This window comes from Fictibacillus sp. BK138, from assembly GCF_004216955.1.
GTDB lineage: Bacteria > Bacillota > Bacilli > Bacillales > Fictibacillaceae > Fictibacillus.
The window spans coordinates 2,355,135-2,380,417 of the sequence record NZ_SGXL01000001.1 but is presented as its reverse complement, the minus strand read 5'-3'; the positions used below and the strand labels follow the sequence as shown (position 1 = coordinate 2,380,417).

At 40.4% G+C, this 25,283-nt stretch carries 28 protein-coding genes and 1 pseudogene; 22 read left to right on the top strand and 7 right to left on the bottom strand.

Annotated features, from left to right (window positions below):
• Positions 1-62: 62 nt before the first annotated feature.
• Entirely contained in the window at positions 63-413 is a 351-nt protein-coding gene (locus EV282_RS11760) for a hydrolase (protein WP_130295991.1), read from the top strand.
• A gap of 20 nt (positions 414-433) precedes the next feature.
• On the opposite strand, the gene EV282_RS11755 is transcribed toward EV282_RS11760, so the two are convergent.
• Both EV282_RS11755 and EV282_RS11750 read right to left on the bottom strand, forming a co-directional pair.
• The gene (locus EV282_RS11755; RefSeq protein ID WP_130295990.1) at positions 434-652 is read right to left on the bottom strand and encodes a hypothetical protein; all 219 of its coding nucleotides are present in this window, start codon (positions 650-652) and stop codon (positions 434-436) included.
• Positions 653-698: 46 nt separating this feature from the next.
• The gene (locus EV282_RS11750; protein WP_130296970.1) at positions 699-1,358 is read right to left on the bottom strand and encodes a deoxynucleoside kinase; all 660 of its coding nucleotides are present in this window, start codon (positions 1,356-1,358) and stop codon (positions 699-701) included.
• 272 nt (positions 1,359-1,630) lie between these two features.
• On the opposite strand from EV282_RS11750, the pseudogene EV282_RS11745 reads away from it, so the two are divergent.
• From EV282_RS11745 to EV282_RS11735, 3 genes and pseudogenes are all read left to right on the top strand, one after another.
• Positions 1,631-2,212, top strand: a pseudogene (locus tag EV282_RS11745) (DsbA family oxidoreductase); the annotation flags it as partial.
• Positions 2,213-2,844: 632 nt separating this feature from the next.
• Complete coding sequence (locus EV282_RS11740) at positions 2,845-4,068, top strand: MDR family MFS transporter (protein ID WP_130295988.1); 1,224 nt, start codon at positions 2,845-2,847, stop codon at positions 4,066-4,068.
• Positions 4,069-4,085: 17 nt separating this feature from the next.
• A complete protein-coding gene (locus tag EV282_RS11735; protein WP_130295987.1) occupies positions 4,086-4,460 on the top strand; it encodes a VOC family protein in 375 nt (124 codons plus the stop codon).
• Positions 4,461-4,561: 101 nt separating this feature from the next.
• Here EV282_RS11735 and EV282_RS11730 read toward each other — a convergent pair whose 3' ends face one another.
• A complete protein-coding gene (locus tag EV282_RS11730) occupies positions 4,562-4,897 on the bottom strand; it encodes a toprim domain-containing protein (RefSeq protein WP_130295986.1) in 336 nt (111 codons plus the stop codon).
• 101 nt (positions 4,898-4,998) lie between these two features.
• On the opposite strand from EV282_RS11730, the gene EV282_RS11725 reads away from it, so the two are divergent.
• Together EV282_RS11725 and EV282_RS11720 are read left to right on the top strand one after the other, a co-directional pair.
• The gene (locus EV282_RS11725) at positions 4,999-6,078 is read left to right on the top strand and encodes a hypothetical protein (protein ID WP_130295985.1); all 1,080 of its coding nucleotides are present in this window, start codon (positions 4,999-5,001) and stop codon (positions 6,076-6,078) included.
• Positions 6,079-6,551: 473 nt separating this feature from the next.
• Positions 6,552-7,007 carry a transporter gene (locus EV282_RS11720; RefSeq protein WP_207224327.1) on the top strand — a complete coding sequence of 152 codons (456 nt, stop codon included), beginning with the start codon at positions 6,552-6,554 and terminating at the stop codon, positions 7,005-7,007.
• A 29-nt stretch (positions 7,008-7,036) separates the two neighbouring features.
• Here the strand turns inward: EV282_RS11720 and EV282_RS11715 are convergent, their stop codons facing one another.
• Together EV282_RS11715 and EV282_RS11710 are read right to left on the bottom strand one after the other, a co-directional pair.
• Positions 7,037-7,519 (bottom strand): NUDIX domain-containing protein, encoded by a 483-nt coding sequence (locus tag EV282_RS11715; protein WP_130295983.1) that lies wholly within the window; start codon positions 7,517-7,519, stop codon positions 7,037-7,039.
• 55 nt (positions 7,520-7,574) lie between these two features.
• Complete coding sequence (locus EV282_RS11710) at positions 7,575-9,050, bottom strand: methyl-accepting chemotaxis protein (RefSeq protein ID WP_130295982.1); 1,476 nt, start codon at positions 9,048-9,050, stop codon at positions 7,575-7,577.
• A gap of 134 nt (positions 9,051-9,184) precedes the next feature.
• Between EV282_RS11710 and EV282_RS11705 the strand changes: the two genes are divergently transcribed.
• The 3 genes from EV282_RS11705 to EV282_RS20250 all read left to right on the top strand — a co-directional run bounded on the left by EV282_RS11705 (position 9,185) and on the right by EV282_RS20250 (position 10,980).
• Positions 9,185-10,048: a hypothetical protein gene (locus EV282_RS11705; protein WP_130295981.1), complete on the top strand. Its 864-nt coding sequence runs from the start codon at positions 9,185-9,187 to the stop codon at positions 10,046-10,048.
• Between the two features lie 135 nt (positions 10,049-10,183).
• Positions 10,184-10,759 (top strand): MEDS domain-containing protein, encoded by a 576-nt coding sequence (locus EV282_RS11700; RefSeq protein ID WP_130295980.1) that lies wholly within the window; start codon positions 10,184-10,186, stop codon positions 10,757-10,759.
• Between the two features lie 77 nt (positions 10,760-10,836).
• A complete protein-coding gene (locus EV282_RS20250; protein WP_165389433.1) occupies positions 10,837-10,980 on the top strand; it encodes a hypothetical protein in 144 nt (47 codons plus the stop codon).
• Positions 10,981-11,361: 381 nt separating this feature from the next.
• On the opposite strand, the gene cspD is transcribed toward EV282_RS20250, so the two are convergent.
• Positions 11,362-11,562, bottom strand: coding sequence for a cold-shock protein CspD (gene cspD / locus EV282_RS11695; protein WP_066237152.1), 201 nt, complete (start codon positions 11,560-11,562; stop codon positions 11,362-11,364).
• Between the two features lie 198 nt (positions 11,563-11,760).
• Positions 11,761-12,051, bottom strand: coding sequence for a late competence development ComFB family protein (locus EV282_RS11690; protein WP_130295979.1), 291 nt, complete (start codon positions 12,049-12,051; stop codon positions 11,761-11,763).
• 212 nt (positions 12,052-12,263) lie between these two features.
• On the opposite strand from EV282_RS11690, the gene EV282_RS11685 reads away from it, so the two are divergent.
• The 13 genes from EV282_RS11685 to mgtE all read left to right on the top strand — a co-directional run bounded on the left by EV282_RS11685 (position 12,264) and on the right by mgtE (position 24,986).
• A complete protein-coding gene (locus EV282_RS11685; protein ID WP_130295978.1) occupies positions 12,264-12,941 on the top strand; it encodes a GntR family transcriptional regulator in 678 nt (225 codons plus the stop codon).
• An 11-nt stretch (positions 12,942-12,952) separates the two neighbouring features.
• Positions 12,953-13,876 carry a 2,4-dihydroxyhept-2-ene-1,7-dioic acid aldolase gene (gene hpaI, locus EV282_RS11680; RefSeq protein WP_130295977.1) on the top strand — a complete coding sequence of 308 codons (924 nt, stop codon included), beginning with the start codon at positions 12,953-12,955 and terminating at the stop codon, positions 13,874-13,876.
• Positions 13,877-14,668, top strand: a complete 792-nt coding sequence (locus EV282_RS11675) for a fumarylacetoacetate hydrolase family protein (RefSeq protein WP_130295976.1) — start codon at positions 13,877-13,879, stop codon at positions 14,666-14,668.
• A complete protein-coding gene (gene hpaE / locus EV282_RS11670) occupies positions 14,652-16,166 on the top strand; it encodes a 5-carboxymethyl-2-hydroxymuconate semialdehyde dehydrogenase (protein WP_130295975.1) in 1,515 nt (504 codons plus the stop codon). Before EV282_RS11675 ends, hpaE begins: the two co-directional genes overlap by 17 nt.
• Positions 16,167-16,178: 12 nt before the next feature.
• Positions 16,179-17,654 (top strand): 4-hydroxyphenylacetate 3-monooxygenase, oxygenase component, encoded by a 1,476-nt coding sequence (gene hpaB, locus EV282_RS11665; RefSeq protein WP_130295974.1) that lies wholly within the window; start codon positions 16,179-16,181, stop codon positions 17,652-17,654.
• A 13-nt stretch (positions 17,655-17,667) separates the two neighbouring features.
• Positions 17,668-18,651: a 3,4-dihydroxyphenylacetate 2,3-dioxygenase gene (gene hpaD / locus EV282_RS11660; RefSeq protein ID WP_130295973.1), complete on the top strand. Its 984-nt coding sequence runs from the start codon at positions 17,668-17,670 to the stop codon at positions 18,649-18,651.
• Positions 18,652-18,930: 279 nt separating this feature from the next.
• Positions 18,931-20,103 (top strand): beta-aspartyl-peptidase, encoded by a 1,173-nt coding sequence (gene iadA / locus EV282_RS11655; RefSeq protein ID WP_130295972.1) that lies wholly within the window; start codon positions 18,931-18,933, stop codon positions 20,101-20,103.
• Between the two features lie 95 nt (positions 20,104-20,198).
• A complete protein-coding gene (locus EV282_RS11650) occupies positions 20,199-20,654 on the top strand; it encodes a pyridoxamine 5'-phosphate oxidase family protein (protein ID WP_130295971.1) in 456 nt (151 codons plus the stop codon).
• Positions 20,655-20,737: 83 nt separating this feature from the next.
• Complete coding sequence (locus EV282_RS11645) at positions 20,738-21,127, top strand: hypothetical protein (protein WP_130295970.1); 390 nt, start codon at positions 20,738-20,740, stop codon at positions 21,125-21,127.
• A 124-nt stretch (positions 21,128-21,251) separates the two neighbouring features.
• Entirely contained in the window at positions 21,252-21,857 is a 606-nt protein-coding gene (locus EV282_RS11640) for a TVP38/TMEM64 family protein (protein ID WP_130295969.1), read from the top strand.
• A gap of 290 nt (positions 21,858-22,147) precedes the next feature.
• On the top strand, positions 22,148-22,897 hold the full coding sequence (gene map, locus EV282_RS11635) for a type I methionyl aminopeptidase (RefSeq protein ID WP_130295968.1): 750 nt from the start codon (positions 22,148-22,150) through the stop codon (positions 22,895-22,897).
• Positions 22,898-23,052: 155 nt separating this feature from the next.
• Positions 23,053-23,454: a DoxX family protein gene (locus EV282_RS11630; protein WP_130295967.1), complete on the top strand. Its 402-nt coding sequence runs from the start codon at positions 23,053-23,055 to the stop codon at positions 23,452-23,454.
• 173 nt (positions 23,455-23,627) lie between these two features.
• The gene (mgtE, locus tag EV282_RS11625; RefSeq protein WP_207224293.1) at positions 23,628-24,986 is read left to right on the top strand and encodes a magnesium transporter; all 1,359 of its coding nucleotides are present in this window, start codon (positions 23,628-23,630) and stop codon (positions 24,984-24,986) included.
• Positions 24,987-25,283 lie beyond the last annotated feature (297 nt).

Below are 25,283 nucleotides of genomic sequence, written 5' to 3'. Positions count from 1 at the left end.
AAAAGAGCCTTACATAAAAATAAGCGTGTAGCGGAAAATATAGAAAAAAGGAGGGCGTTCCATTGGAGAAAAGACCTTATTATGTGAATGTGGAGAGCGGAGAAATCTTGCCGATAAAGACAGCATCAACTTTTCAGTTTGAGATATCAGCTTCAGATGAAGACGTAAGAAAACTCGAAAAAAAGTTCAGTGAACTGGAAAGTACAGCGAATGACACCTTTGTAAGAACCCATTTACCTTATGTCCCTTACTCGAATGACTCTGACAACGACAGATATGATCAAAAATTAAAAGAAGCTTACCAAATCATCCATGATCTCGGTCAGGAAGAAACCAGACAATTTATTGAAACGATGAGCTTTTGGAATCCCGAAAAACCCCAAGACCTTGAAAAACGGCCTAAAGACGAATAGTCTTTAGGCCGTTTCATTGATTAATAAACGAAGAATGCGATGTAAATAATGACAATGACTACTGCTGTAAACCCGATGTACGTAATAAAAACAGGGTTAAGAACCGCTGGATGTCTTGAAACGGCAGGGTTTACTTCGTCTTCTGTGTAGACTTTTTGTTTTTTTGCAACTTTCATTGTCCACCACAATCCAGCAGCAACTACAAGGACAGCCAGTGAAATAAAGAATAGTGTAAACAAAATGTTCACTCCTTAAAGCTTGTTTGTCCATATAGTGTTTGTGAATTTAACGGGTTTCATGCATAACAGCAGAACGCTGTTCAACGGAATCGAGCCGCTTAAGCTCATTTCTAACAAGTGCTATAATTTTATTTTGATCATTTTTGTCAAAGATATTGTACTGGTCACTCTCGATCATCAGTACAGGAGTTTTATCGTATGCTTTGATCCAATCTTTATATTTCGAGTGAAGAGTTTTGTAATAAGCTAATAGTTCAGGGTTCTCTTCAATCTGCTCATAAGAACGGCCTCTTTGTTTAATCCGGTTTAGAACGGTTTCCAGATCACTGTCTAAATAAACAAGAAGATCTTGACGCGACTTTGGTGTTTTGTCGATTTCGTTCATCATCGTTTCAAGCAGATCTTTGTAAGTATCAAATTCAAGCTGTGTCATATTGCCAGAGTCAAAATTCAGTTCAGCGAAAATCAAGTCTTCATATAAACTGCGATCCAGTACGTTGTCGGAACTAGTTCTAGCTTGGCGAATCGTTTTAAAACGTGTATTTAAAAAATAAATCTGAAGCGGGAAAGCCCATCGCTTCGGGTTTTTGTAATAATCGGGTAAAATAGGGTTATCAACGACGCTTTCGTAAAAAATCTCGCTGCCTAGCTGTTCGCTCAGAAATTCAGCATACGTAGATTTGCCTGTTCCGATCATACCTGCCATTAAAATCACGGTATATCCTCCTAAAATGAAATGCTAAAACACTATCGTGCTAAAGCGATGAGTGGTTCATATGTATGTATATCAATATATGGTATGTATGGCTTGTAAGCCCTTCTAAATATATCACGTATTGCAAAAGGTGAACAGAGGGTGTTTGTCGGAATATGGAGAATCACGCTTAAGGGTTACTAAATATAAAGGAATGGGAGGGAAGATGGGATATGACAATAAAGATTAAAGTTTATTCAGATTTCGTTTGACCATATTGTTTTTTAGCGGAGGTTCCGCTTTTAGAAGCAACGAAAGATAAAGATGTTGAAATAGAATGGATGCCATTTGAATTGCATCCCTACCCAGAAGAGACTTTGAAACCCGAAGGAAATTATATTCAGCGTGCATGGCAGGAATCTGTACTTCCACTTGCACAAAAAATGGGAATAAAAATGATTCTGCCTGATGTATCACCTCAGCCTCATACACACTTGGCACATGAAGGTCTCCTGTTTTCAAAAAAGCATAACAAAGAGAAAGAATATGCACATCGTGTTTTTACCAGCTTCTATCAAGAAGGAAAAGACATCGGACAAATGGACGTCCTTCGCGGTATTGCTGAAGAGGTTGGACTCGACGGAGAATCGTTCGAGCAGGCACTCGCTTCCAGAGAATTCAGCAACGAGAGAGAAGAATGCTTACGGGAAGCGTTTGAAGAAGTGCAGATTACAGCTGTTCCAACAATGTTTATCGGGGACAGAGTATTAAAAGGACTGCATCCTCAGGCTAATATTGAGCGCGCTCTAAGAGGAGCGATCCGGGACGAGAAGATGGAATTTTGCGAAGGCGATGAATGTGAATAAAGCACAAAAAAAGAGCGCTTAGAAGGATTTCCTTCTTCGCGCTCTTTTTCGTTCTTAACAATGAAAAAAGGGGGTTGTTGATAGGGATGTCTATAATATAGCAAGTCTCAAAAAGTTTATGGTGAATATGTGATTTTTTTGATAATCGTTATCACTTTGTGACAAAGTCGCGTTGACGGACTAAAGAAAAGCTATTATACAAAAAATCTCTCACGTCTCGCTCAATGCGTTGTAGCTTTTGAATGAGGTTAATTTTCGCTTCAGGACTCCCTTTCCGCAGGGTGTGCGGTGAGCCCATTCGCCGCTTTGCGCCATTGAATGGTCTCACCTGTCCCACTCATCCTGCTGGAGTCTCGTCCTTCCGCTTCAATTAACTATTCATGGAAGGAGGTTCAAAAAAACTCTTTGTAAACAAATCTCTTAGAAAAGAGCGTTTATTTTAGAAAATAACCAATAAAAAACCAAAAGAAAAAAGCCCATGTAAGGGGAGGGCTCTTTTCCGGGAAAGGGGGGTACACCTATATCAGACGAATCAAAAATAAGAAAGTTTCAAAATATGTAAATTTTCTTTTCTATCTTTTTTAAAAAAGTGATAAAGTTATAAAACAGAATAGATGAGAGAAGGAATGGAGATGAACGGATTTTTTTCAAAATGGCATCCGGCTGTTATTGTAATCATAACCGGGACACTTTTCACACGCGCAGCATTTTTCATGACGATGCCATTTCTAGCGATTTATTTGTATAGTGAAAAAGGAATCGAACCTGCTATGGTAGGATTAATTATCGGTATCAGTGCACTTACTGGAACGTTCGGAGGATTCTTTGGAGGATATCTATCTGACCGAATAGGGAGACTTCCGGTGATGACAGCTGCTATTTTAACATGGAGTGCGGTCTTTGCAGGGTTTGCGATTGCTGAACAGGTTTGGCACTTCTTTTTGCTGAATATGCTAAACGGTCTCTGCCGATCATGGTTCGAGCCGATTTCTAGAGCATTGCTTGCAGATGTTACTTCTAAAGAAAACCGCCTGCGAGTTTTTAATGCCCGCTATTTTGCTATCAATGTTGGAGCGGCGATTGGGCCAGTTGCAGGGACTTACCTTGGAACGAGTTCTTCAACGAGTGCATTCTATATCACTGCAGCAGCATATCTCGTATACGGATTATTGATCATCGTTACACTAAAAGGTTATTCAGCAGAACTAAAAGGAAGTGAAGAAAGGAAATTTTCTATCAGATCTGCACTGACGGTACTGTCAAAAGATAGGATCTTGGCGTTTTTCTTAATAGGAAACACAATAGTGATGATGGCACAGTCACAAATGGATACAACACTTGCGCAATATATAGGGAATGCCCCGCAATTTGAAAACGGTGTAAAGCTGTTCGCGTATCTGGTCGTTACAAATGCCGTAACCGTTCTAATATTACAGTTTCCGGTTACGAATTATGTTCAAAGGTTTCAGCCGATGAACGCACTACGGTTTGGAAGCATTGCCTTTAGTCTTGCTTTACTGGGATTCGGGTTATCAACGAACTGGATTTTCCTCGTAATCAGCATGGTGTTTTTAACTATAGGAGAAATCATCGTTTTCGTAATGAGTGACGTATTATTAGACGACCTTGCGCCAGACCATATGAGAGGTACATATTTTGGAGCGATGTCATTCCGCTCTATCGGCTTCAGCGCAGGACCATGGATCGGCGGTCTCCTTTTAGGTGCTTTCGGTTTTGAACACGGATTCTATGTGTTCGGGAGCCTTACACTGATTTCATTGTTGTCTCTGCCGTTTTTTCAATATGGGGAATCTATTCGTAAGAACTTAGCAGGTGAACATTCGGTTTCAACATAAGAGAGGAGTTTACACACATGATTACAGGTATTGAACATACGGGGATTATGGTAACGAACATGGAAAAATCACTTTCGTTTTATACGGAAGTTTTAGGATTGAAACTGCTGGACCGTTTTGATCATACAAGTGTTCCAGTAGAACTTGCTTTTTTAGGATTAGAAGATAAGGTGCTCGTTGAACTGATCGCTGGTTATCCAGGAGAAGTAACGAATGAAGGGAAAGTTCACCATCTTGCTTTCTCTGTTACAAACATCGAAGAAAAGTTCGAAATCTTAAAAGAAAAAGGTGTTCAGCTTAAAGACAAAGAAATTACTGAACTTCCCAATGGAAAATACTTTTTCTTTTACGGTCCTGATGAAGAGTCGCTTGAATTCTTCGAAGGAAAATAAGTGGAGGCTGCGGAGAGATTCTCTGCAGTCTCTTTTTTAATTTTTTGTAAAGGTTATTGGGTTCTAGAGGGAGGATAGTTAAACAGAACGAATTCTTTAGTTTAAATACCAGGGAGTGTTTCTTTTAAATATTGGTTAGAGCAGTATTCCACTCCGTATTTGTACCGCCGTTCTCTTACATTCCTAGCTTTTTTAGGATCGATGGGAATTCGTTTTATTTCTGGATAAGCTTCCATGATCTTTTTGGCGATTTTGTCACCAGGTTCATCAGGGTCTGTCAAAACGTACACTTCGCTACATATGATCAGCGCTTCCTCAATCGCTCTTCTTTCTTTATGACGAAATGAAATGCCATTCAAAATAACGAAATGTGCATGCGGATCTACACTTTGTACTCTCAGTTGATCACTTTTGCCTTCAACAATGTATCCGGTCATAGCGCCTCCTGTAAAACTTGGATTCACTATGATTTTATGGAGTGCATATTGATAATAGTACAACTTCTAGAAATTACTCATCAAAAAGGGGCTTATACATTTTGAACAGGCTTTATCTGATCACGAAAACTTTTGGTCACTGCATTTGTTTGTTGTTACTGATTTATGGTTTATTTTTATTGACGGATCAAACATTAGGGTTATTGCTCGGTGTGATCTTGATTCTTTCAAGTATTAAATATTATTTGGTTAAGAGGTTCACTCGATCTAAAGCGGAGAGAATCGGTTTAATATGTATCGTTACAACCGTTGTTTTATCCTCAGCTCTTTTGTCTTCATTCAATTTTTTCCTTCATCAAACCTTGACTCCAGATTTACCTGCACGTGCTAAAAATCAGTTTTATACAAAATCACTTTTGTACGATAATCAATTCTTATTTAAGAGAATCGATTTCCTTAAAACCCTCAGCGTAAAATCATCGAAAGAGGCGGTTGTATTTTATAGACCGGAAGATGAGCACTTCGCAAACCTCGCCATAAAGCATATACGAAAAGTTATCACAATGAATGAAAAGTTGATTGATGTCCATCAACCTGTTCCGGTAACAGTCATTCTATACCGAAAGCCAGAGAATTTTCAAAAACAGCTTCCCGTTCATTCCTATGAAAATTTACATGGCATGTATGTTCCGACAGAAGAAACGATACACATCTTACTTACAGAACAAATGGAAGAGAATGATGAACCTTTTTTAGAACTGACCGCTCATGAGTATACCCATCATTGGATTGTGAGTTATCTGGGACAAAGGGGACTTGTTAATGGCCATTTACCTCGATGGTTTGAAGAAGGGATAGCTGAGTATGCTGGATTGAAAAGTATTGAAAAAACCCCTAGATTTTTACCGCTTCATTTCATTCCTTTTATAAGGATCCAAAGTGTCAATGAATGGGCAAATGAAAATCGCAGAAATTCCCCTCATCTTCCTTACCGCCAAAGCTATTATGCGATCGATCAGCTAGTAAGAGACGGTAAACAGTCAAAAATTAAGAACTTACTTCTGGAAAACGATCAAAACTTCTATAGCACGTTCCAAAATGAACTCGGTGAATCCATGATAGAGTTTGAGGTACGGTTCTTAAGGGATGAACTGAGAGAATACAGAGAGAACAACGACTGATAGAGACTTGCAAACAGTTGAAACACTGGTTAATCGGAATCAATCCTAATAAAATACTTGTTATTCCACGGAATCAGGTTATGAATCCAAAAGTTTTAGCACTTAATCCACGAGTTTTGGCCACATATCCACGAGTCTGAAATCCAGTTTATTCACCATTTCACTACCCAATGAACTCCATAAAAAAAGACCCAGTGAATATGGGTCTTTTTATTATCTGCTTTTAAGCTTTCGTTTTATAATTGGCAGCAATCTCTTTTTCCCTTGCTTAATTAAATAGGCAACGGCCATTCCTTTTATACCTTTGCTAATGCGTCCCATGATATCAGCCTCCTTATAACAAAGATGTTTCATGTAATATACCCTAAATCATAGAACAGCAATCCTATTTATTTAGACTTACGAGATACTTGTCTATACGGTTGAGTTACTAGATGAATAAACTACAACGAGCACAAAAATATAAACAGGAGATGAATATTTTGACGCAAAGATATTTTCCTTTCTTTCCGGGTCAAGGCGGGGGCCAAGGGTTTGGACCTCCAGGAGGCGGACAGGGATTCGGACCACCTCCAGGCGGACCAGGCGGTAAAGGACCAGGTGGTAAAGGCGGACCTCCAAGCGGTGGGGGAGGCGGAACGGCGCCAACATCACCTCCTCCAGGTTTTACACCTTCACAATCCCAGGCTTACAGCTTACATGGCGGAGGCGGCGGAGGAGGCCAAGTTGGGGCTTACGCAGTTGCACCAGTTACACTCAGATATTGCCTGTTTCGTTACGTTTACATCTGGCCATCATGGGGACCAGGTTTCTGGGCATGGCTTATTTTTGTAGGCAGAGGGACTGCAGCAGGATTCCGCTGGACAGGACGCCGCTGGGTATACTTCGGAATGGACACTCGCCAGATCAGTGCATTTTATTGCTATTAAAAAAGCCGCCTTTGGCGGTTTTTTTATTTTTATCTCGTCTGGTGCAGAACTTCCCATGTATGATAAGTCTTTCTTTCGGCAGGTATCTTTTTTTCTGATAAGTAGTGTATAGCTTCACTAACAAGCGGCGAACACCAATCTTCTTTTAAAGATCCAATATCCACCCATAAAAAACCATTTGAATCTTGATCCGAAATATCAGCTAAAGAACTCTTATTGATTTCATCTACCGTACATAAATAATAGACTGCAGTATGCTGAGAATGCGTCCACTGCTTGTATGTCCACGGAAGTTCATAACATCTTTCTCCGATTTTTACAGCGCTAAGAACTTGATAACCGGTTTCTTCTAAAACCTCCCGCACAACGGTTTCACTCTCTGTTTCACCACTTTCAGGGGTACCGCCAGGAAGGTCAAGCCGGTTTTTATACGGCCCGCCATTCTTTTCTACAGTGAGCAGGTGACCATCGTCATTTGTGCAGATACAATAGATACCTTTATGTTTATGCATAATAATCTCCTAAAAAAAACCTTTTCACTCATGTATGAAAAGGTTTTTCCACGTTTTATTCTTTTACAAGTTCATTTAATTCGGCCGTTAACGATTCAAATTTGTTGAAACTTGCAACAACTTCTTCCACACATCTGTGCTGCTCTTCAACACTTGCTAAAATTTCTTCAACAGCACCGCTCGAAGTTTCTGCAGTCCCTGAAACAGACTGGATTTCTCCAACTATGTAACCTGTTGATTCATAAAGCTGATTGATCAATGTTTGCACTTGAGAAGATTGAGATGCTACTTGATCGGTGTTTATTAAAATGCGTCCGAAGTTGTCTGCTGTTTTCTGGGTTGCTTCAAGGCTTGAGCTAACAACTCCTTGAGAGCCGTCCACAAATTGTGCAGCCTGCTTTGCTTTATTTCGTATTTCACCAAGGATGCTGGCGATTTGTTTAGTAGAGTTTTGTGAATCCTCTGCTAGTCTGCGAACTTCATCTGCGACCACTGCAAAACCACGGCCCTGTTCACCAGCACGGGCTGCTTCAATGGCTGCATTCAGTGCAAGAAGATTTGTCTGTGAAGAGATTTCTTCAATCGTTGTCAGGATCCCTTCAATAGATTCACTTTGATCGTTCAGTTCGTGCATTAATGAGTTAGTTTGATGCATGAGTTCGCTGACTTCTTCCATCTTGGCAGACAGTTCTGAAACCTGGCTTTCTCCTGCTTTCGTTACTTGTGCTGTTTCTTCAGATAATTTTTTCATGTCGCTAGAGTGCTGATAAAGTCCTTTTGCAACATCGTTTGTGTTCGTCACAGATTCGTTCATCCCGCCAACACTAACTGCTTGGGACTCAACACCTTTAGCTACCTCGGTAAAGGCATAGGTGATGTTGCTCGAGATCTCACCGGTTCTTGTAACGTTTTCTCTAACAGACTGGCTGAAGATGTGCAGATTTTGAGTTGCATCTTTTATTTTAGCCAATAGATGTTCAAGCTTTGATTTATCATCTTCAGCCTGCTTTTCAGCTGTTAGAATATTTTCTTGCATTCGCTGACCTATCCTTGCTTGGGCAACGAGAGCACCTGTAATGACAATCAGAAAAACATTCAGTGAAATGATTATTTTCGGATCTTGTCCAGCAAACATCGTATCTTTATATTGGAAAAAGAAAAAATTGGTTAACAATACTCCGCTTACACCCGATAGTAAGATAGAAATGTAATTATGGTATAGCGTTATAACGGCAAGGGATACATATGTCATTAAATAAGTGGAGATTTTTGGATTCGAGTGTGCCATAACAACGGTTAAGATGGTTAGACCAAAAACGACGTAATATTGAACAGCATGAGGCGCCCATTTTCGGTAAGTCCAGATCGTAAGTGAGAGAAGAATCACTAACCCTGATAAACCGTAAAACATAACACTGTTAATAGTTTTAGTACTCGCGTATGTACTTCCGAGACCAAGAATGTACATTCCCCATAGCATTTTTGCTACAAGCTTGTTCGTTTGTGAATTTGAGGCAAATGATGGATTCAAAATTATTCATCTCCGTTTTAAAATGGTTAAGTACTATCTTTATATCGACATATTTTTTTAACTATTAAAGTCGTTATTGCCAGTATGTAACAATTTTTTTATAAGTATCGTCTAAATTAATGAGGTGATGAGTCATGACAACAAAGACATGGTTGAAGAGCTCTATATTTGCGCTTGCGCTATTATTATCGGCTTGCAGCGGTGATGCAAAGGATACGGAAAAAAAGGAAGCGACTAAGCAATCAGCAGAACAGGACCAAGCTGCAGATCAAAAGGAAGAACCAGCAGTAGAACCAGCTGCATCCATTGAAGAGGAAGGGACTTACATCGGACAGATCGACAATAATTCTATTGAAGTAGAAGCGTCGGGAGATACGCTTGTTCTCCGATTGTCTGATGAAGTACGAGACACAGTAGCACATTTAGAAGATGGTTCAAAAGTTTCGATCGTTTATAAGAAAAACGAAAATGATCAATGGGTCCTCGAAAAGATTACAGCTGCTGAATCCGGGACAGGTGAACCGGCTGCCTCACAAACTCTTAAATACTCTGTAAATGGAAACCCGGTTGAAAAGGAAGCTGCTCTGACAGAGAGTGAACAAGATTACTACTTTTATAAAATAGATGATTTTGAGTTTACTGCTGAAGAACCGCGAAAAGACGTAATGTTTGCAACAGAGTTTGCGGAAACGTTCGTTAGAATAGAGCCTCTCACAGAAGATGCATCTATCGAAGACCTTAAAAAATGGGCGCACGATGAGCTTGAAGCTGTTGGAGAAGTAAAAGAGGTAAACGGAGTCGAAACGGCTGGTCCAACTTTTGGATCAACAGAACTTTTTATCACGGCTTCAAAAGATTCTTTTAAGAAATATATCGTTATTCAGGAGCTCGAGAGCGGAGATAAAGTGAAGTACACAATCAATCTTCCTAAACATAAAAAAACAGCTGAGTGGGAGCAAGCAATTTGGGCAATGCTTTCCACTTTAAAAACAAAATAATGAAATAAAAGCGTTCTTATATGAGCGCTTTTTTTATTTTTCTTAGCCCAGTTATCAGTAGAGGATTTTTGTAAAAGGAAAAGAATTTAAAGAATATAAACATTAAAAAAATTAAAGAACGGGGAGGGTAAACTCTTGAAAACTAAATTAAATGAACTTTTAGTAGATAATAAATGTGCACATTTGCTCTATGCCTTTAAAAGTATGGATAATTACATGAAAACGGTCGTCGGTTATATCCTGGATGGGGTTGCAAAAGATCAATCTATTATTCTGATTGAAAATGAGAAGTATTTACCATATGTAATGAAAGAATTGAAGATTCATTTGACTGACAATGAACTAGAGAAAATTTATCTTGTAAATAATTTCGACTTTTATTTTTCTACCGGGAGTTATCACCCTCCAGCTATTCTTGGTCATATTGAAAAAATGTACAAGCCTTTAATGGATCAAAAGAAGTCCATTCGTACTTGGACACATGTAGAATGGAGCACGATAGAGGGGCCCCTCGATATTGTTGAAGAACTTGAAAAAGTGGTCGACAAACTTTCAGCCGACATGGGATTAACTATAATGTGTGCGTATGAAGAAGATGGAATGCCAGAATCACTGAAATTGTCATTGCTTCGAACGCACAAATTTTTATTGACTGATGATGGAGTGGTTTACTCAGATTATTATGACGTGGAAAATAAAATTGAGATTTAGAATCATTAAAGTGGCATATGGCATATAATATTTGCAAAGGGTAAAAAAGTTTCCTTAAGGAAAGATGGGTGAATGCCATGTGGTACAAAGAAAGTTCTTTGTTTAAACTGCAGCAATATACACTGATTCTCCATAAACTCGGTATATTTTCACAGGAAGATAAGGTAGACATACTAGGTAAGATCGAAAGTTACAAATCAAAAATTGGATTTAAAGAGTAGAGGTCCTGATCCGAGGAGCCTCTTCTTTTATTGCAGGGGCTGAAAGTGGTTAATTTCCGCTCTTTGTGGCTCGCTTTCCGCAGGGCGTGCGGTGAGCCCACTCCGTACTTCGTACATTGAGTGGTCTCACCTTCAGGGATGTATATGTGCTCCTCCGTCTACACGCAAATCCTGACGCTGCGTATTCCTCGTCGCATGCCTTGCAAGAAGTTTATTCAGGTGGATGGCATGCAGGAGTCTCGCCCTTACGCTCCAATTAACTATTCGAAGAAGATTTTTTGAAAACCACTCAGAAGCATAACCTTTCAGAACCGAGCTAAATAAAAAATTAACAAAGAAAAAAACCGGCACCAATATGCCGGTTTCATATATAAGTTAGACTTATTTTTTAGTTACGTTAGCTGCTTGTGGTCCGCGAGCTCCGTCAACGATTTCGAATTCTACTTCTTGACCTTCGTCAAGAGATTTGAATCCTTCAGATTGGATAGCTGAAAAGTGTACGAATACGTCGTCTCCACCTTCAACTTCGATAAAACCAAAACCTTTTTCTGCGTTAAACCATTTTACTTTACCTGTTTGCATGTGAATGCCTCCTAGAACGTTTGCACATTTGTGCCGTAATTACCAAACAACTTTCAAACTCTTAATTAAGATGTAATCCAGTCCGGAATGGTTGTCACAAATATATCATAAAGCGGTTTGTCCCGCAAGGAACTATTCTGAAAAATAGGAATAAAGAGACACGTCATTTTATTAAAAAACCAAAGAAAAAACCATCTTCTACTCTTGAGAGGAAGATGGTTTTAAATCATGTGAAGGACGCGTTGCTACGATGCCGGTTGCTTTAACGATCTGGTTCAGAATATTCACCCGTGATTGGTCATCAAAGTTTTGTGCTTTAACGTATGCATAGCCATCTTCGTTTGATATATACCGGGGAGGCAAGTTGTTGAGTGTAATGGCAAAAACGTCTGCTTTACAAATCTCACATTTGCATGGAAGCTGAAGTTGGCCCCAATAATTACGTAATGCTTCATCTACTAGTATTTCCATTGCATTTTTTACATTCATGGGTTGTTTACCCCTTTATACACAATCTATATGAATAGAATAGCTTATTCTTACTATATGTGTAAACTTTTTAATGAAGTAACATGACCTTATAACTAGTAAATATTTTATTATATCCCGAAAACATTACTTTTTTACTAAATTGACAATAATATATGATTTTTCTGAAAATATACTTGTAATCATATATGATTTGAGATTAACATAGAAATATGAATACTCTACACAAACCCAACAAACAGCAATATGCTTATCAAGTCATCCGTTCCCGCATCTTAGATGGAAGATATCCGCCTGGACACAAGCTTGTCATTGATCAACTGGCAAGGGAGCTTCAAACGAGTGCCATTCCTGTTCGTGAAGCGATTCGGCAGCTCGAAGCTGATTCTCTTATATCTTTCAAACCCTATTCAGGAGCGATTGTTACCCCCTTTGATGAAGAAGCATATCTAGAGACGTTGTCTGTACTAGCCGTACTAGAAGGTTTTGCAACAGCAGAATCGTCTAGATCCTTTCCTCACGAAAAACTCGACGAACTAAGAGCGTACACCAAGTTAATGGAAGAAGCACTTGATTCACTTGATTTTTCTCTTTTCTCCAACTACAACAAAGAATTTCACAAATTAACCTACAAGTATTGCTCAAACCAGTTTTTGAAGGAACAAATTCATTCAACTTGGGAGAGACTTGGCACGGTCCGAAAGAGCGGAATGACCATGAAACCCTCCAGAATGAAACGATCCATTGCTGAACATTACCTGCTTATTGAAATGATTGAAAAAAGAGAAGATCCTGTGAAAATTGAGTCTTTTACACGCAATCATAAGTTGAACACGCTGAAAGCTTTTCTTGAGGACAAATCAAGTCAGCCAAAAACGATCAATTATTAAGGAGGAAAAAAATGAATATTGAAGAAGCAAAAAAAACACTGCGCGGATCCATCGCGCCGATTATTACCCCTTTTCACGATGATGAGTCATTGGATCTTGATACCCTTAAAAGTTTAATAGACTGGCATATCCAGTCAGGAAGTCATGGTATTTCAGTAACCGGAACAACAGGAGAACCCTCTTCACTAACGCTGAAAGAACGCGAACAAGTGATGGAAACAGCGATTAAGGCTGTAAACAAACGTGTACCGATCGTTCCCGGAACAGGCTCAACCAACCACCAAGAATCACTTCACCTAACAAAACTCGCACAAGAAATGGGAGCAGATGCTGCGATGGTAATCGTCCCATACTACAACAAGCCTTCACAGCATGCACTTTACAAACACTTCAAGACCATTGCAGACAGCGTGGATATTCCGCTAATCATCTATAACATCCCTGGGAGAACAGCCGTTAACCTTGAAGTGAATACACTTGCCCGTCTTAACGAAGATTGCCCGAACATTATCGGTGTAAAAGAATCCAACAAAGACTTTGAACATATTAATCGTGTGCTATTAAACTGCGGACGTGACTTTTTGCTGTATTCAGGAATCGAACTGCTTTGTTATCCAATGCTTGCAATCGGTGGGGCTGGATACATATCTGCTACAGCAAACGTACTGCCGTCAAAAGTCGCTGAAGTATATAACGCATGGGAAGCAGGAAATGTAGAAGAAGCAATGAAGCTTCATTATGATCTTATGCCATTAAACGATGTTCTTTTTAAAGACACGAACCCAGCACCTTTGAAAGCTGCACTTGGAATGATGGGTAAAATCAATCCAACTTTGAGAATGCCGATGGACTTGCCGTCAGATTCTTTGCAGAAGGAAATCAGATCTGTACTAGCTGATTATGGTTTAGTAGAAAAAATAGGGAGTGAAGCGTAAATGAAACATGCAAGAGTGATATATGAAGGAAGAGAACAAAAGGGTACGGTAACTGATGATGTAATTACTTTTTCGTCTGGAAAAAGTGCAAATATAAAGGACATTGAAACATGGCTACCGCCTTTTCACCCAAATAAGATGATTGGTCTTGCTCTGAACTTTGCTGACCACGCAGATGAGCTGGGTCTGGAAAAGCCTGCTGAACCTGTTCTTTTTATCAAACCCAATTCATCTCTAGTCGGCCATAAGGGGCAAGTGTTCTATCCAGACGGTGCGACTTACATGCATTATGAAAACGAACTTGCCGTTGTGATCGGTAAAGAAGGAAGAAATATTAAAGCAGAAAATGCGATGGATTTTGTAAGCGGTTACACCATTGCGAATGATGTAACGGTACGAGACTTCGTCAACAACTGGTACCGTCCGCCGGTACGAGCAAAGGGACACGATACGTTTGGTCCGATGGGTCCTTTTTATGTGGATGCTGCAGATATTCCTGATGTTACAAACCTTGAACTCCGCACATATGTGAACGGTGAACTGAGACAGCAAGGCAACACAAAAGACCTGATGTATTCCATTCCTGAAATCATAGAGTTCGTGTCTTCCTTCATGATGCTTGAGCCGAACGATGTGATCTGGACTGGAACTCCGAAAGGAATCTCACACGTGCATCCAGGAGATGTTGTAAGACTTGAAATCGACTATCTTGGCACATTGGAAAACACGATTGTTGATGGCCGTTCAGAAAAGGTGCCAACGGGAGGGAAGGACAATGAAGCCAGAAGTTAACGAGACGATCCGTCATTATATTAACGGACAATTCGTTTCAGGTCACACGGGTGAATTCTTTGTAAACTTGAATCCTTTTACAAATGAAAAAATCAATACAGTCAGTGAAGGCACAAAGGAAGATATCAATCAAGCTGCAAAAGCAGCAAAAGAAGCTTTCAAGCAAGGACCATGGGGCAAGATGAAGCAAGAAAAGCGTCTTCAGTACATCTATAAGATAGCTGAATTAATTGACCGTGATATTGAAGAGATCGCCTTGCTGGAGTCCTATGATACAGGTCTGCCGATCGCGCAAACAAGAAAGATGGTCGGCCGTGCAGCAGATAACTTTAGATTTTATGCTGAGATGGTAAAAAACCGCATGTCTGGTGAAGCGTATCATGTGGATGACGAGTTCATGAACTACACCATCCAAAAACCGGTTGGAGTTGCGGGGCTTATCACACCATGGAATGCACCTTTCATGCTTGAAACGTGGAAGATTGCACCTGCTCTAGCGACGGGGAACACGGTTATATTAAAACCTGCCGAGTGGTCGCCGCTGACCGCTAACAAACTAGCAGAACTGGTTGATGAAGCAGGATTGCCGCAAGGTGTCTTCAACGTTGTTCACGGTTTTGGTGAAAAAGCAGGAGCTTCTCTTGTCGCACATCCTGATGTTCAGCTCATCTCTTTTACAGGAGAGACGAAAACAGGATCAGAAATTATGAAGAACGGAGCGGATTCATTAAAACGCTTCTCAATGGAACTTGGAGGCAAATCTCCAATTATCGTATTTGAGGACTGTGACATGGAACGTGCGATGGATGCTTGTGTGTGGGGAATCTTCTCTTTTAACGGTGAAAGATGCACAGCTAACTCACGATTGTTTGTGCAGGAATCTATTAAAGATGAATTCGTTGCCAAACTAAAAGAAAGAGTAAATAACATCATCGTTGGTGACCCATCAGATCCAGATACAGAAGTAGGACCGCTCATCCATAATGATCACTATGAAAATGTGAAACGCTATTTGAAGATTGCAGAAGATGAAGGAGCTGAAGTCTATAGCCAGCAGCTCTCTGAATCTCATAAAAAAGGAAACTTCGTAGCGCCTACTCTTTTATTGAATGTGAAGAATGATATGACCGTTGCACAAGAAGAAATCTTTGGTCCGGTGCTCTCCGTTATGACGTTTAAAGATGAAGCTGAAGTGATCGAATACGCAAATGACATCAAGTACGGTCTCGCCGGCTACGTCTGGACAAACGATATGAAAAAAGGACTTCGTGTGGCAAACGCTGTTGAAGCAGGCATGCTTTGGGTGAATTCACAAAACGTACGTGATCTTCGCATTCCGTTCGGCGGATCTAAAAACTCAGGGATCGGCCGTGAAGGAGGGCACTATGCATTTGAATTCTACACGGAAATGAAAGTGGTGCATGTGGCACTCGCTGATCATCACATCCAGCAGTTCGGAAAGAAAAAACAATCGCTTCAGACCGAAGCAAAACACTAAGGAGGGATTTCTTTGCCTGCACGTACGGGGGAACAATATATCCAAGGGATAACCAAGGCAAAAAACAACGTTTGGATTCACGGTAAAAAAGTAGATGATGTACCATCTCATCCAGCATTCAGAAACATTGTTAGATCCATTGCCAATCTGTATGACCTCCAGCATGAAAAAGCAGACAAGATGTTATATACCTCAGAGAAAACAGGTGATCAGGTAGGACTATCATTCATCGCGCCAAAAACGGTTGAGGATCTGATCCGCCGCCGCGAGATGATTTCCGAATGGGCAGGATATACAGGCGGAATGATGGGACGCACGCCTGATTACCTGAATACAAGTGTGATGGCGTTCGGTACATCGGGAAGCTTCTTTGCTCAAGATGATCCGATGTTCGCTGAAAACGCGAAAAAGTATTATGAATATTGCAGAGAGAATGACATCAGCTTAACGCATACACTCATTCATCCGCAAACAAACCGTTCGAAAAAGCAGTCCGAGCAAAAAGACCCATATTTATCAGCGCGTATCGTTGAAAAGAACAAAGATGGAATCGTTGTTAAAGGAGCTAGATTGTTAGCAACTCTTGGCGGCGTGACAGATGAGATCGTTGTATTCCCATCCACGTTAAACAAGGCTTCTTCTGAGGATGATCCATACGCAATGGCATTTGCGATTCCGAACAATACAGAAGGTCTTAAGTTCCTATGCCGAGAGTCATTCGACCAAGGCAGAAGCCAATGGGATCACCCGCTTAGTTCTCGTTTTGAAGAGAGTGACGCTATCGTTGTTTTTGATAACGTACTGGTTCCTTGGGAGCGTGTATTTGTCAGTGGAAATTCTGACATCTGCAACCGGACTTATGTGGAGACGAACGCGATCGTTCACATGGCACATCAGGTTATTGCGAAGAATACAGTTAAAACCGAATTCGTCCTTGGTGTGATTTTAAACATGATGGAATCCATCGGAATCGATGTGTTCCCGCATGTTAAAGAAAAAGCGTCTGAAGTGATGCTGATCTTAGAGACAATGCGTTCTCATCTTTATCGCGCAGAGCACAATGCGTCGATTGATAAGTACGGCAACATGACACCTGATTTCGCTCCGTTAAACGCAGCGCGTAACTGGTACCCGAAGATGTATCAGCGCATTGTGGAGATCGTAAAAATTCTTGGTGCATCTGGCTTGATGGGGATACCGACTGAAGCAGACTTTAATGCTGATGATATCGGCGAACTCGTTCACCGCTATACACAAGGTGCGAACATTGATGGCTATGAGCGTACTCAATTATTCCGGTTGGCATGGGATATTTCAATCAGTACGTTCGGCGGACGCCAAGCTCTTTATGAATATTATTTCTTTGGCGACCCGGCGCGTATGTCGAATATCTATTATGATCAGTTCAACAAAGAGCCTTATAAAGCAATGGTAAAGGACTTTTTGAGCCGTGTGAAATCCTCAAATCATAATTATACAAGTGTATAAGGAGGTGCAGACATTGGATTTTAACATTATTCGAATCGCGCGAGTGGTTATGAACGTGACTGACCTTAACGCTTCCCGTGATTTTTATGTTAACGCTCTAGGATTCATTGAAACAGCTTCCTCTTCAGAATGGATGGCTTTAAGGGGATTAGAAGAACATTGCCACCATAGTCTTCTTTTGAAAAAAGCGGATAAGCCTGGCGTGCATGCCGTGAGCTATAAGGTTTGGGAAGATGGTCATCTGGATGCTTTAGAATCCTTTTTTAAAGGAAAAGGAGCAAAAGTACTTTGGAAAGAAGCCGATAAGTCGGTTGGAATCGGCAAAACGCTGTGTGTAGAAGACCCTTCAGGCATTCCGCTGGAGTTTTTTGTGGAGATGGAAGGGGCTGAGCGCTGTATTCAGAAGTATGATCTGTATCGCGGCGCAAGGGTCCAGCGTATTGATCATATCAACTGTATGGTACCTGATGTGGAAGCAGCTGTCGCATTCTATACGGATGAACTCGGATTCAGAGTTTCAGAGTACACAGCAACAGAAGACGATAAGACGTGGGCTGCGTGGCTGCATAGAAAACCAACCGTTCACGACGTTGCATTCATGAACGGTGAAGGTCCACGTTTACATCATGTAGGCTTCTGGCTTTCAGATCCGATGAGCCTCATACACTGCTGTGATGTGATGGCAAGTATGGGCTATGCCGATAATATCGAACGCGGTCCTGGCCGCCACGGATTATCCAATGCATTTTTCCTTTATGTGCGTGACCCAGACGGAAACCGCATCGAACTGTATAATGGAGATTACTTAACGAGTGATCCGGACTTTAAGCCAGTTAAGTGGGATATCAATGATCCCCGCAGACAAACGTTCTGGGGACACAAAGCGCCCGATAGCTGGTTTAACGAGGCTACGTCATTTTTAGATATGGAAACAGCAGAGCCCGTAAAGCAAAAAAGCCCGACTTTGGCACAGCGTAAGCCTGACTTTGTAACGTGATCTTAAAAAAATGAAAGCTGACACAGGATTTATAGATCCTGGAGTCAGCTTTTTGCTCGTCCAGCGAGATTAATACTCGCTGGACGAGCGTCATATGGAATTTATGCTCGCCATACGGAATTTACGAGCACCATATGAAATTTATGAGCACGATACAAATTTTGAGTCCACTAGAAAGAAGTAAACTTTACATTTCCCTTTCTGAACGGTTTCATTGATAATAGATTTATTATAGAAATCGTGCATTTTAAGATATGTGTAAGAAAAAGGACTGATATCATGTTTACTCTGGTTAAATGCGGAGAGGTATATGCACCTCATCATCTAGGAAAAAAAGACATTTTAATAGCTGCTGGAAAAATTGCGAAAATTTCAGATCACATCGAATGGCCATCATCTAATATTGACATCCAAATAATTGATGCAGCAAACAAGATTGTAACACCAGGATTCATCGATGCTCACGTTCATATTACTGGCGGCGGAGGAGAAGGCGGATACAAAACAAGGACGCCTGAGATTTATTTGTCTGACGTAACGCTTGCGGGTGTCACGACCATCGTCGGTGTCATTGGTACGGATGGAACTGCCCGAACGATGACAAATTTAATCGCAAAAGCAAAAGCACTTAAAGAAGAGGGAATCTCCTGTTTTGTACACACTGGCTCATATCAAGTACCTGTAAAAACACTGACTGGAAGCATCGAAACAGATATCATGATGATCGATGAAGTTGTCGGAGTTGGAGAGATTGCTATTGCTGACCATCGATCTTCACAGCCTCAGGCTCACGAACTGGCAAGACTCGCTTCACAAGCACGTGTGGCAGGAATGTTGTCAGGGAAAGCGGGGGTAGTAAACATCCACCTCGGTGATTCAAGAAACATGCTTTCGTTAATTGAAGAAGTAATAGAGAAAACAGATCTCCCGGTTTCTCAATTTTATCCTACGCATATCAATCGAAATTCTTATGTGTTTGAAGCCGGAATTGAATACGCCAAAAAGGGCGGCTATGTAGATTTTACAACCAGTACAACAAAACAGTTCATAGAAGAAGGCGAAGTAAAATGCAGTGCGGGCTTAAAACGGATGCTTGACGATGGAGTGCCTGTTGAACGCATTACATTCACATCTGATGCACAAGGAAGTTTGCCTGCATTTAATGAGCGGGGAGAATTTACAGGACTTCGCATTGGTAAAGTGAATTCTCTATATAAGGAAGTAAGAGATGCCGTCCTCCAAGAGGGAATACCTCTCGAAACTGCCCTGCAGACGATTACAAGCAACCCTGCGCGAGTATTAAAGCTTAAAGAAAAAGGAATCCTTGCAGAGGGACTTCATGCAGATCTTGTTCTTCTGAATAAGGAAAACTTGAACATCGATTCTGTAATTGCGCTCGGGCAAGTGATGGTTCAAGATGGAAGAGCTGTAATAAAAGGAACATTTGAGTAAAGGAAGCTTTTTTAGCTTCCTTTTTCATGTTTCTGCTGAGAAATATATGGTAAAATAAACAGCATACATATAAAAAAAATTAAGGTGGCGATCACATGGCGAAACAGGAAACACCAACAAAGTTAAGTCCTGAATTGTTTGAACACCTCCAAGGCGAGCAGCTTGTATTACTTGGAACAGTTGACGCTGAATCCAACGCTCCATCCGTGAATGCAATTTCCTGGGTAAAGAGTTTATCTGAAGAAAAAATCCGTTTTACCGTAACGAACAATTCTCGAATTGTTACTAACATTCAAGCCAATCCTCATGTAGTGATGACAGTTGTCGGACTTGAAACCGTGTATTCGATTAACGGAAAAGCAAATATTTTGGAAAACGCTATGGCAGATGTACCTCTTAAGCTTGCAAAAATTGAAGTAGATATTGAACACGTATTTGAGAGCATGTTCTGGGGAGCTAAGATCGTCCAAGAACCCGTTTATGAAAAAACGTATAACGAAAAGAAAGCAAAAGAGCTGGATGAGCAGGTATACGCTGCTCTTATGAAGTAACTATACAATAATGAGGAATCAGCAGAAACCGTCTTACAGCATGTTAAGGCGGTTTTTATTATACCAAAAAGAGGGTGAGGGGTATGACATCTGCCTGGCGTATGCTGCTTTTATCGGGATTGATATCTGTTTTTACCGGTATCTTCTTTGTAACGGACTTATTAAAAACGAAGTCAGCGGCAGGGATGGGATTATGGGGCTATTTTCTTTTGTTCTGGGGAATAGTTGCTGTCATGGTCTCGTTTAAACAGATGCCAGTTTTTTGGCTGATGAAAGTTTTAGCGGGAGCAGGTATTCTGCTTCATGGATCACTTTTTTTATATTGGCTCCTGTTTCCAGAGGGTCTTGGAGAGGAATTGGGTAAGGGGAACTCATTCTATGGAATTACCTCAGGGCTTTCAGTTGTTTTCTGCATCATTATCATTGGAAAAAAGACGAAGAAAAAATTTCGTTCGCATTCCATTTCTAAATAGTGTGCTTATTTAAATTATGCTAAAATTATTGGAATGAAAGACTCCTTGTTTTTCCTCAGCTTCGTTTTAAAAGTGTTAACGATGGCAACGATGAGGGTATGAGGAAGAAAAGGGTGAGCGAACGATGGATTGGAAAAATTGGCAGCAATACTTTACAGAAGAAAACATACTTAAATTACTTGATCAATATCGTGATCTTGGCTTTTTGCCAGGTATTCTACTACCGATGCTTGAATCATTCATTCCAATCTTGCCATTGTTCCTTTTTGTAGCAGGGAATGCCGCTGCATACGGATTTTGGCTAGGGTTTCTCTATTCATGGATCGGGGTTTGTCTGGGATCAGCAATTGTCTTTTTGTTGGTTCGCAGATATGGCCAAAAAAGGTTCTTAAACTTTTTAAACAGGCATACCAACACAACACGGATGCTGAACTGGGTGGAACGCCACGGATTTGGCATGCTATTCTTGATCTATTGTTTCCCATTCACGCCATCAGCACTAGTAAATGTAGTTGGAGGGCTTTCGCGTATTAATATAAAAACGTTCTTTTTAGCCTTAGCACTCGGTAAGCTAGTCATGATCGCGATCGTATCATTCATTGGCTACGACTTTGTAGATGTTTTAAAAAGCCCGCTAAAATTAGGTTTGATCGTCTTTGGTATCTTTGTATTATGGCTTGGCGGCAAAGTAGTTGAATCCCGATTAAAACAATCAGAACATCAGGCTTGATTATAGCCTGGTGTTTTTTACTGCTGTTTTTTAAAAAAAATGATGACCTTTGAGCGAAAAAGGGGAATTTTGAGCGAAACTTAAGACAGTTTGAGCGCAGCTGATGAATTTTGAGCGTAACTCGGCTTTTTTGAGCGAATCTCGATAATTCTGAGCGAACGTGTAACAAATATAGAAACACGTACCGTGAAATTATAGCTGTAAAGTTCATGGTATACCATCAACCATAATATTCACGCAGAACTTTTCCTCTGAATATAGTTAAAAAATAGAGGAAGGGAGAGGGCGGTTTGGTTGAGATTAAATCCGATAAACAAATAGAAAAGATGAAACTTGCGGGAACGATCCTTGCTGAATGTCATAGAGCTTTAAGCAAAATGGTTTTGCCAGGTATCACAACGCTAGAGCTTGATCGATTTGTGGAACGCTTTCTTCACGATAGAGGAGCGAAGCCTGCGCAAAAAGGGTATATGGGCTATCCTTTCGCAACGTGTTCATCTGTGAATAATGAAGTGTGCCATGGTCTGCCTAACCGAAAACCTTTAAAAAGTGGTGATATCCTAACCGTTGATTTTGTTGTGAATCTTAATGGCTGGCTTGCTGACTCTGCATGGACGTACGGAGTTGGGAAAATCGCGCCAGAGGCACAACGATTAATGAATGCCACAAAAAAAGCATTGTATAAAGGGATCGAACAGGCGCAGCCGGGTAACCGTTTAGGAGATATAGGGTACGCGATTGAATCCTATGCTGATAGAAAAGGCTATTCAATTGTGAGAGAATTCATAGGTCATGGGATTGGCCGGAAAATTCATGAGGAACCACAAGTACATCATGTTGGCGAACGGGATTCAGGCATTCGATTAAAAGAAGGTATGGTTATTACGATAGAGCCTATTCTCAATCAAGGGCTGCCTTATATAACGATGGGATCTGATGGATGGACGGCATTGACCTTCGATGGAAGCCTGTCTGCCCAATATGAACATACAGTTGCCATAACAAGAAATGGTCCAATTATTTTAACGGATCAAGCTTAAATCTGAATCTGCCGCATATTCTTTTAAAAAGGAATGCGGTATTTTTTTTGGATTTGTAATTATTTTTTTAAAGTTACTTGACATAGACAAGTTACATATCGTAATATACTAACGTAAAGTAAGTAAAATAAACTTAAGAAAGAGGGGATTATATTATGCTATCTTTAGGATTACTCATTATTCGTCTCGTTGTGGGTCTGGCTCTTGCAGCACATGGTGCGCAAAAGTTGTTTGGCTGGTTTGGGGGCTATGGTTTAAAGGGAACAGGAGGCTGGCTGGAGTCAATTGGAATAAAGCCTGGCTATACGATGGCACTGCTAGCAGGTCTTGCAGAATTTGGCGGAGGATTACTTTTCGCAGCAGGACTTTTTACAGAAATAGGAGCGATTTTAATCGCAGCTACAATGCTTGTAGCTATCCTTAAAGTTCACTTGCAGAATGGCTTTTGGGTAACAGCTAACGGATACGAATTCAATCTTATCCTTATTGCGGTAGTAGTGGGAGTAGCCTTAACGGGTGCAGGTACTTATTCACTGGATTATTTATGGTTGAAATAGGGAAATAGAATAAAAAAAGTGAGGAAACCATCTATTTAAGATGGTTTTTTCTTTTTGAAAAGCGATATGCTATGAATAAGGTTAGAAAGCTTACTATTCCATCATTTCTTTCATAGTCAGACATGAATAAATCACTTATAATGAATGAGTATTTTATAAGGAGGTGACGTTCCTTGTTTAAAGAGATGTCAGAGAACCAGATTTTATTGTATGTTATTAAAAACCTGAAAGAGCTTCGAAAAAAAGAATTTCAGCTGCTTATTGATGAACTTCATCCTTATGATATTGCTAATGTGTATAAGAACCTGCCTGATAAGCACAGGCATAAGTTTGTAACGTTTTTAACAACCAGACAGATCGCCTCATTGATTCAAGAATTAGAGAGTGACCTGCAGATGGAGATCCTGCACAAATTAGGCATCGAACGGTCATCTCATATCATGAACTTGATGGAAAATGATGACCTTGCTGACTTGCTTGGTAATTTGGATGTAAATGAAATTCAGGACTTCTTATCTTCAATGAAAGCAGACGAATCCAAAACAGTTCAGAGCTTGATGCAATATGACTCTGATACTGCCGGCGGAATTATGACAAACCGTTTTGTCTGGATTCCGAAAGTATATACGGTTCGGGATGCAGTCGAAAAACTCAAAACGTTCGCTGGTTTTGCTGAGAATATTTATTATCTATATGTTATTGATGAAGACAAAAAGCTTGTAGGAGTTGTTTCGTACAGAGACCTTCTGCTGGCTGAAATGGATGAAAAGATCGAAGAGATCATGTATAGCAGGGTCATCGCAGTACCTGCAGAAACGGATCAGGAAGAAGTAGCCAGAACGATAGAGCGCTATGACTTTATCGCGGTACCGGTTATTGATGAACAGGAGCGGCTGATCGGGATTGTAACTGTCGATGATGTTCTAGATGTCTTAATTGAAGAAGCGAATGAAGACATTGAAAAACTATCCGCAACCGGTAAGTCGATTGATTTTCAAACAAGCGCGATTGTAGCATCCTATCGCCGTCTACCGTGGCTGATACTGCTGCTTTTTATTGGAATATTATCAGGAAGTATCATTAGCACCTTTGAAGGGACCATTGAAAAAGCGGTTGCCTTGACCTATTTTATGCCGATGATTGCTGGGATGACGGGGAACACAGGTACACAATCACTTGCCGTTGTTGTTCGAGGATTGGTATCTCATGATATTGACCGGGCAACGATTGCAAAGCTGATCATGCGTGAGTTTGGTGTAGGATTTATTATCGGGATCACATGCGGGATCTTAATTGCGATTGTCGCTTTCTTATGGAAAGGCAACCTCATTTTAGGTCTGGTTGTCGGAAGCTCTCTATTTTTTACATTAATTATTGGGACGCTAGCTGGCACCTTAATTCCTTTACTGCTGTATCGCTTTAAGGTGGACCCAGCTGTGGCATCGGGACCCCTGATTACAACACTGAATGATATTTTCTCGTTATTTGTTTATTTTGGAACAGCAACAATGTTTTTATCTCATCTATTATAAAATGCCCTTTAGCATCCTTGAACGGAAATCAGCCATTTTAAGGGCAATAAAGACAGCGAAAATATTCTTTATAAACGGTATAGTTATTTGGTACTATGTGAATTTACGTCTTTCGTTCAATAGAAACCCTTTTAATGAAGTGCGATAATATGTAAAAACATTTTGGTTTTTCCGGAATTGGTCAGCGACGGATGTCATTCGACTAATTTCGGTTTTTTTACGCTCTATTTATTGTGGCACACTCCCAAAATTTTGGAGGAGAATGTATGCTAAATAGCTATGTTATAATAAAATAAC

What these genes read in the sequence shown, in the direction of transcription:
- EV282_RS11750 (WP_130296970.1), bottom strand. Translation starts at nt 1,358, where the DNA reads ATGGCAGGTATGATCGGAACAGGCAAATCTACGTATGCTGAATTTCTG.
- EV282_RS11740 (WP_130295988.1), top strand. Translation starts at nt 2,845, where the DNA reads ATGAACGGATTTTTTTCAAAATGGCATCCGGCTGTTATTGTAATCATA.
- EV282_RS11735 (WP_130295987.1), top strand. Translation starts at nt 4,086, where the DNA reads ATGATTACAGGTATTGAACATACGGGGATTATGGTAACGAACATGGAA.
- EV282_RS11730 (WP_130295986.1), bottom strand. Translation starts at nt 4,897, where the DNA reads ATGACCGGATACATTGTTGAAGGCAAAAGTGATCAACTGAGAGTACAA.
- EV282_RS11720 (WP_207224327.1), top strand. Translation starts at nt 6,552, where the DNA reads ATGAATATTTTGACGCAAAGATATTTTCCTTTCTTTCCGGGTCAAGGC.
- EV282_RS11715 (WP_130295983.1), bottom strand. Translation starts at nt 7,519, where the DNA reads ATGCATAAACATAAAGGTATCTATTGTATCTGCACAAATGACGATGGT.
- EV282_RS11705 (WP_130295981.1), top strand. Translation starts at nt 9,185, where the DNA reads ATGACAACAAAGACATGGTTGAAGAGCTCTATATTTGCGCTTGCGCTA.
- EV282_RS20250 (WP_165389433.1), top strand. Translation starts at nt 10,837, where the DNA reads ATGTGGTACAAAGAAAGTTCTTTGTTTAAACTGCAGCAATATACACTG.
- cspD (WP_066237152.1), bottom strand. Translation starts at nt 11,562, where the DNA reads ATGCAAACAGGTAAAGTAAAATGGTTTAACGCAGAAAAAGGTTTTGGT.
- EV282_RS11690 (WP_130295979.1), bottom strand. Translation starts at nt 12,051, where the DNA reads ATGAATGTAAAAAATGCAATGGAAATACTAGTAGATGAAGCATTACGT.
- EV282_RS11685 (WP_130295978.1), top strand. Translation starts at nt 12,264, where the DNA reads ATGAATACTCTACACAAACCCAACAAACAGCAATATGCTTATCAAGTC.
- hpaI (WP_130295977.1), top strand. Translation starts at nt 12,953, where the DNA reads ATGAATATTGAAGAAGCAAAAAAAACACTGCGCGGATCCATCGCGCCG.
- EV282_RS11675 (WP_130295976.1), top strand. Translation starts at nt 13,877, where the DNA reads ATGAAACATGCAAGAGTGATATATGAAGGAAGAGAACAAAAGGGTACG.
- hpaE (WP_130295975.1), top strand. Translation starts at nt 14,652, where the DNA reads ATGAAGCCAGAAGTTAACGAGACGATCCGTCATTATATTAACGGACAA.
- iadA (WP_130295972.1), top strand. Translation starts at nt 18,931, where the DNA reads ATGTTTACTCTGGTTAAATGCGGAGAGGTATATGCACCTCATCATCTA.
- EV282_RS11650 (WP_130295971.1), top strand. Translation starts at nt 20,199, where the DNA reads ATGGCGAAACAGGAAACACCAACAAAGTTAAGTCCTGAATTGTTTGAA.
- EV282_RS11645 (WP_130295970.1), top strand. Translation starts at nt 20,738, where the DNA reads ATGACATCTGCCTGGCGTATGCTGCTTTTATCGGGATTGATATCTGTT.
- EV282_RS11640 (WP_130295969.1), top strand. Translation starts at nt 21,252, where the DNA reads ATGGATTGGAAAAATTGGCAGCAATACTTTACAGAAGAAAACATACTT.
- EV282_RS11630 (WP_130295967.1), top strand. Translation starts at nt 23,053, where the DNA reads ATGCTATCTTTAGGATTACTCATTATTCGTCTCGTTGTGGGTCTGGCT.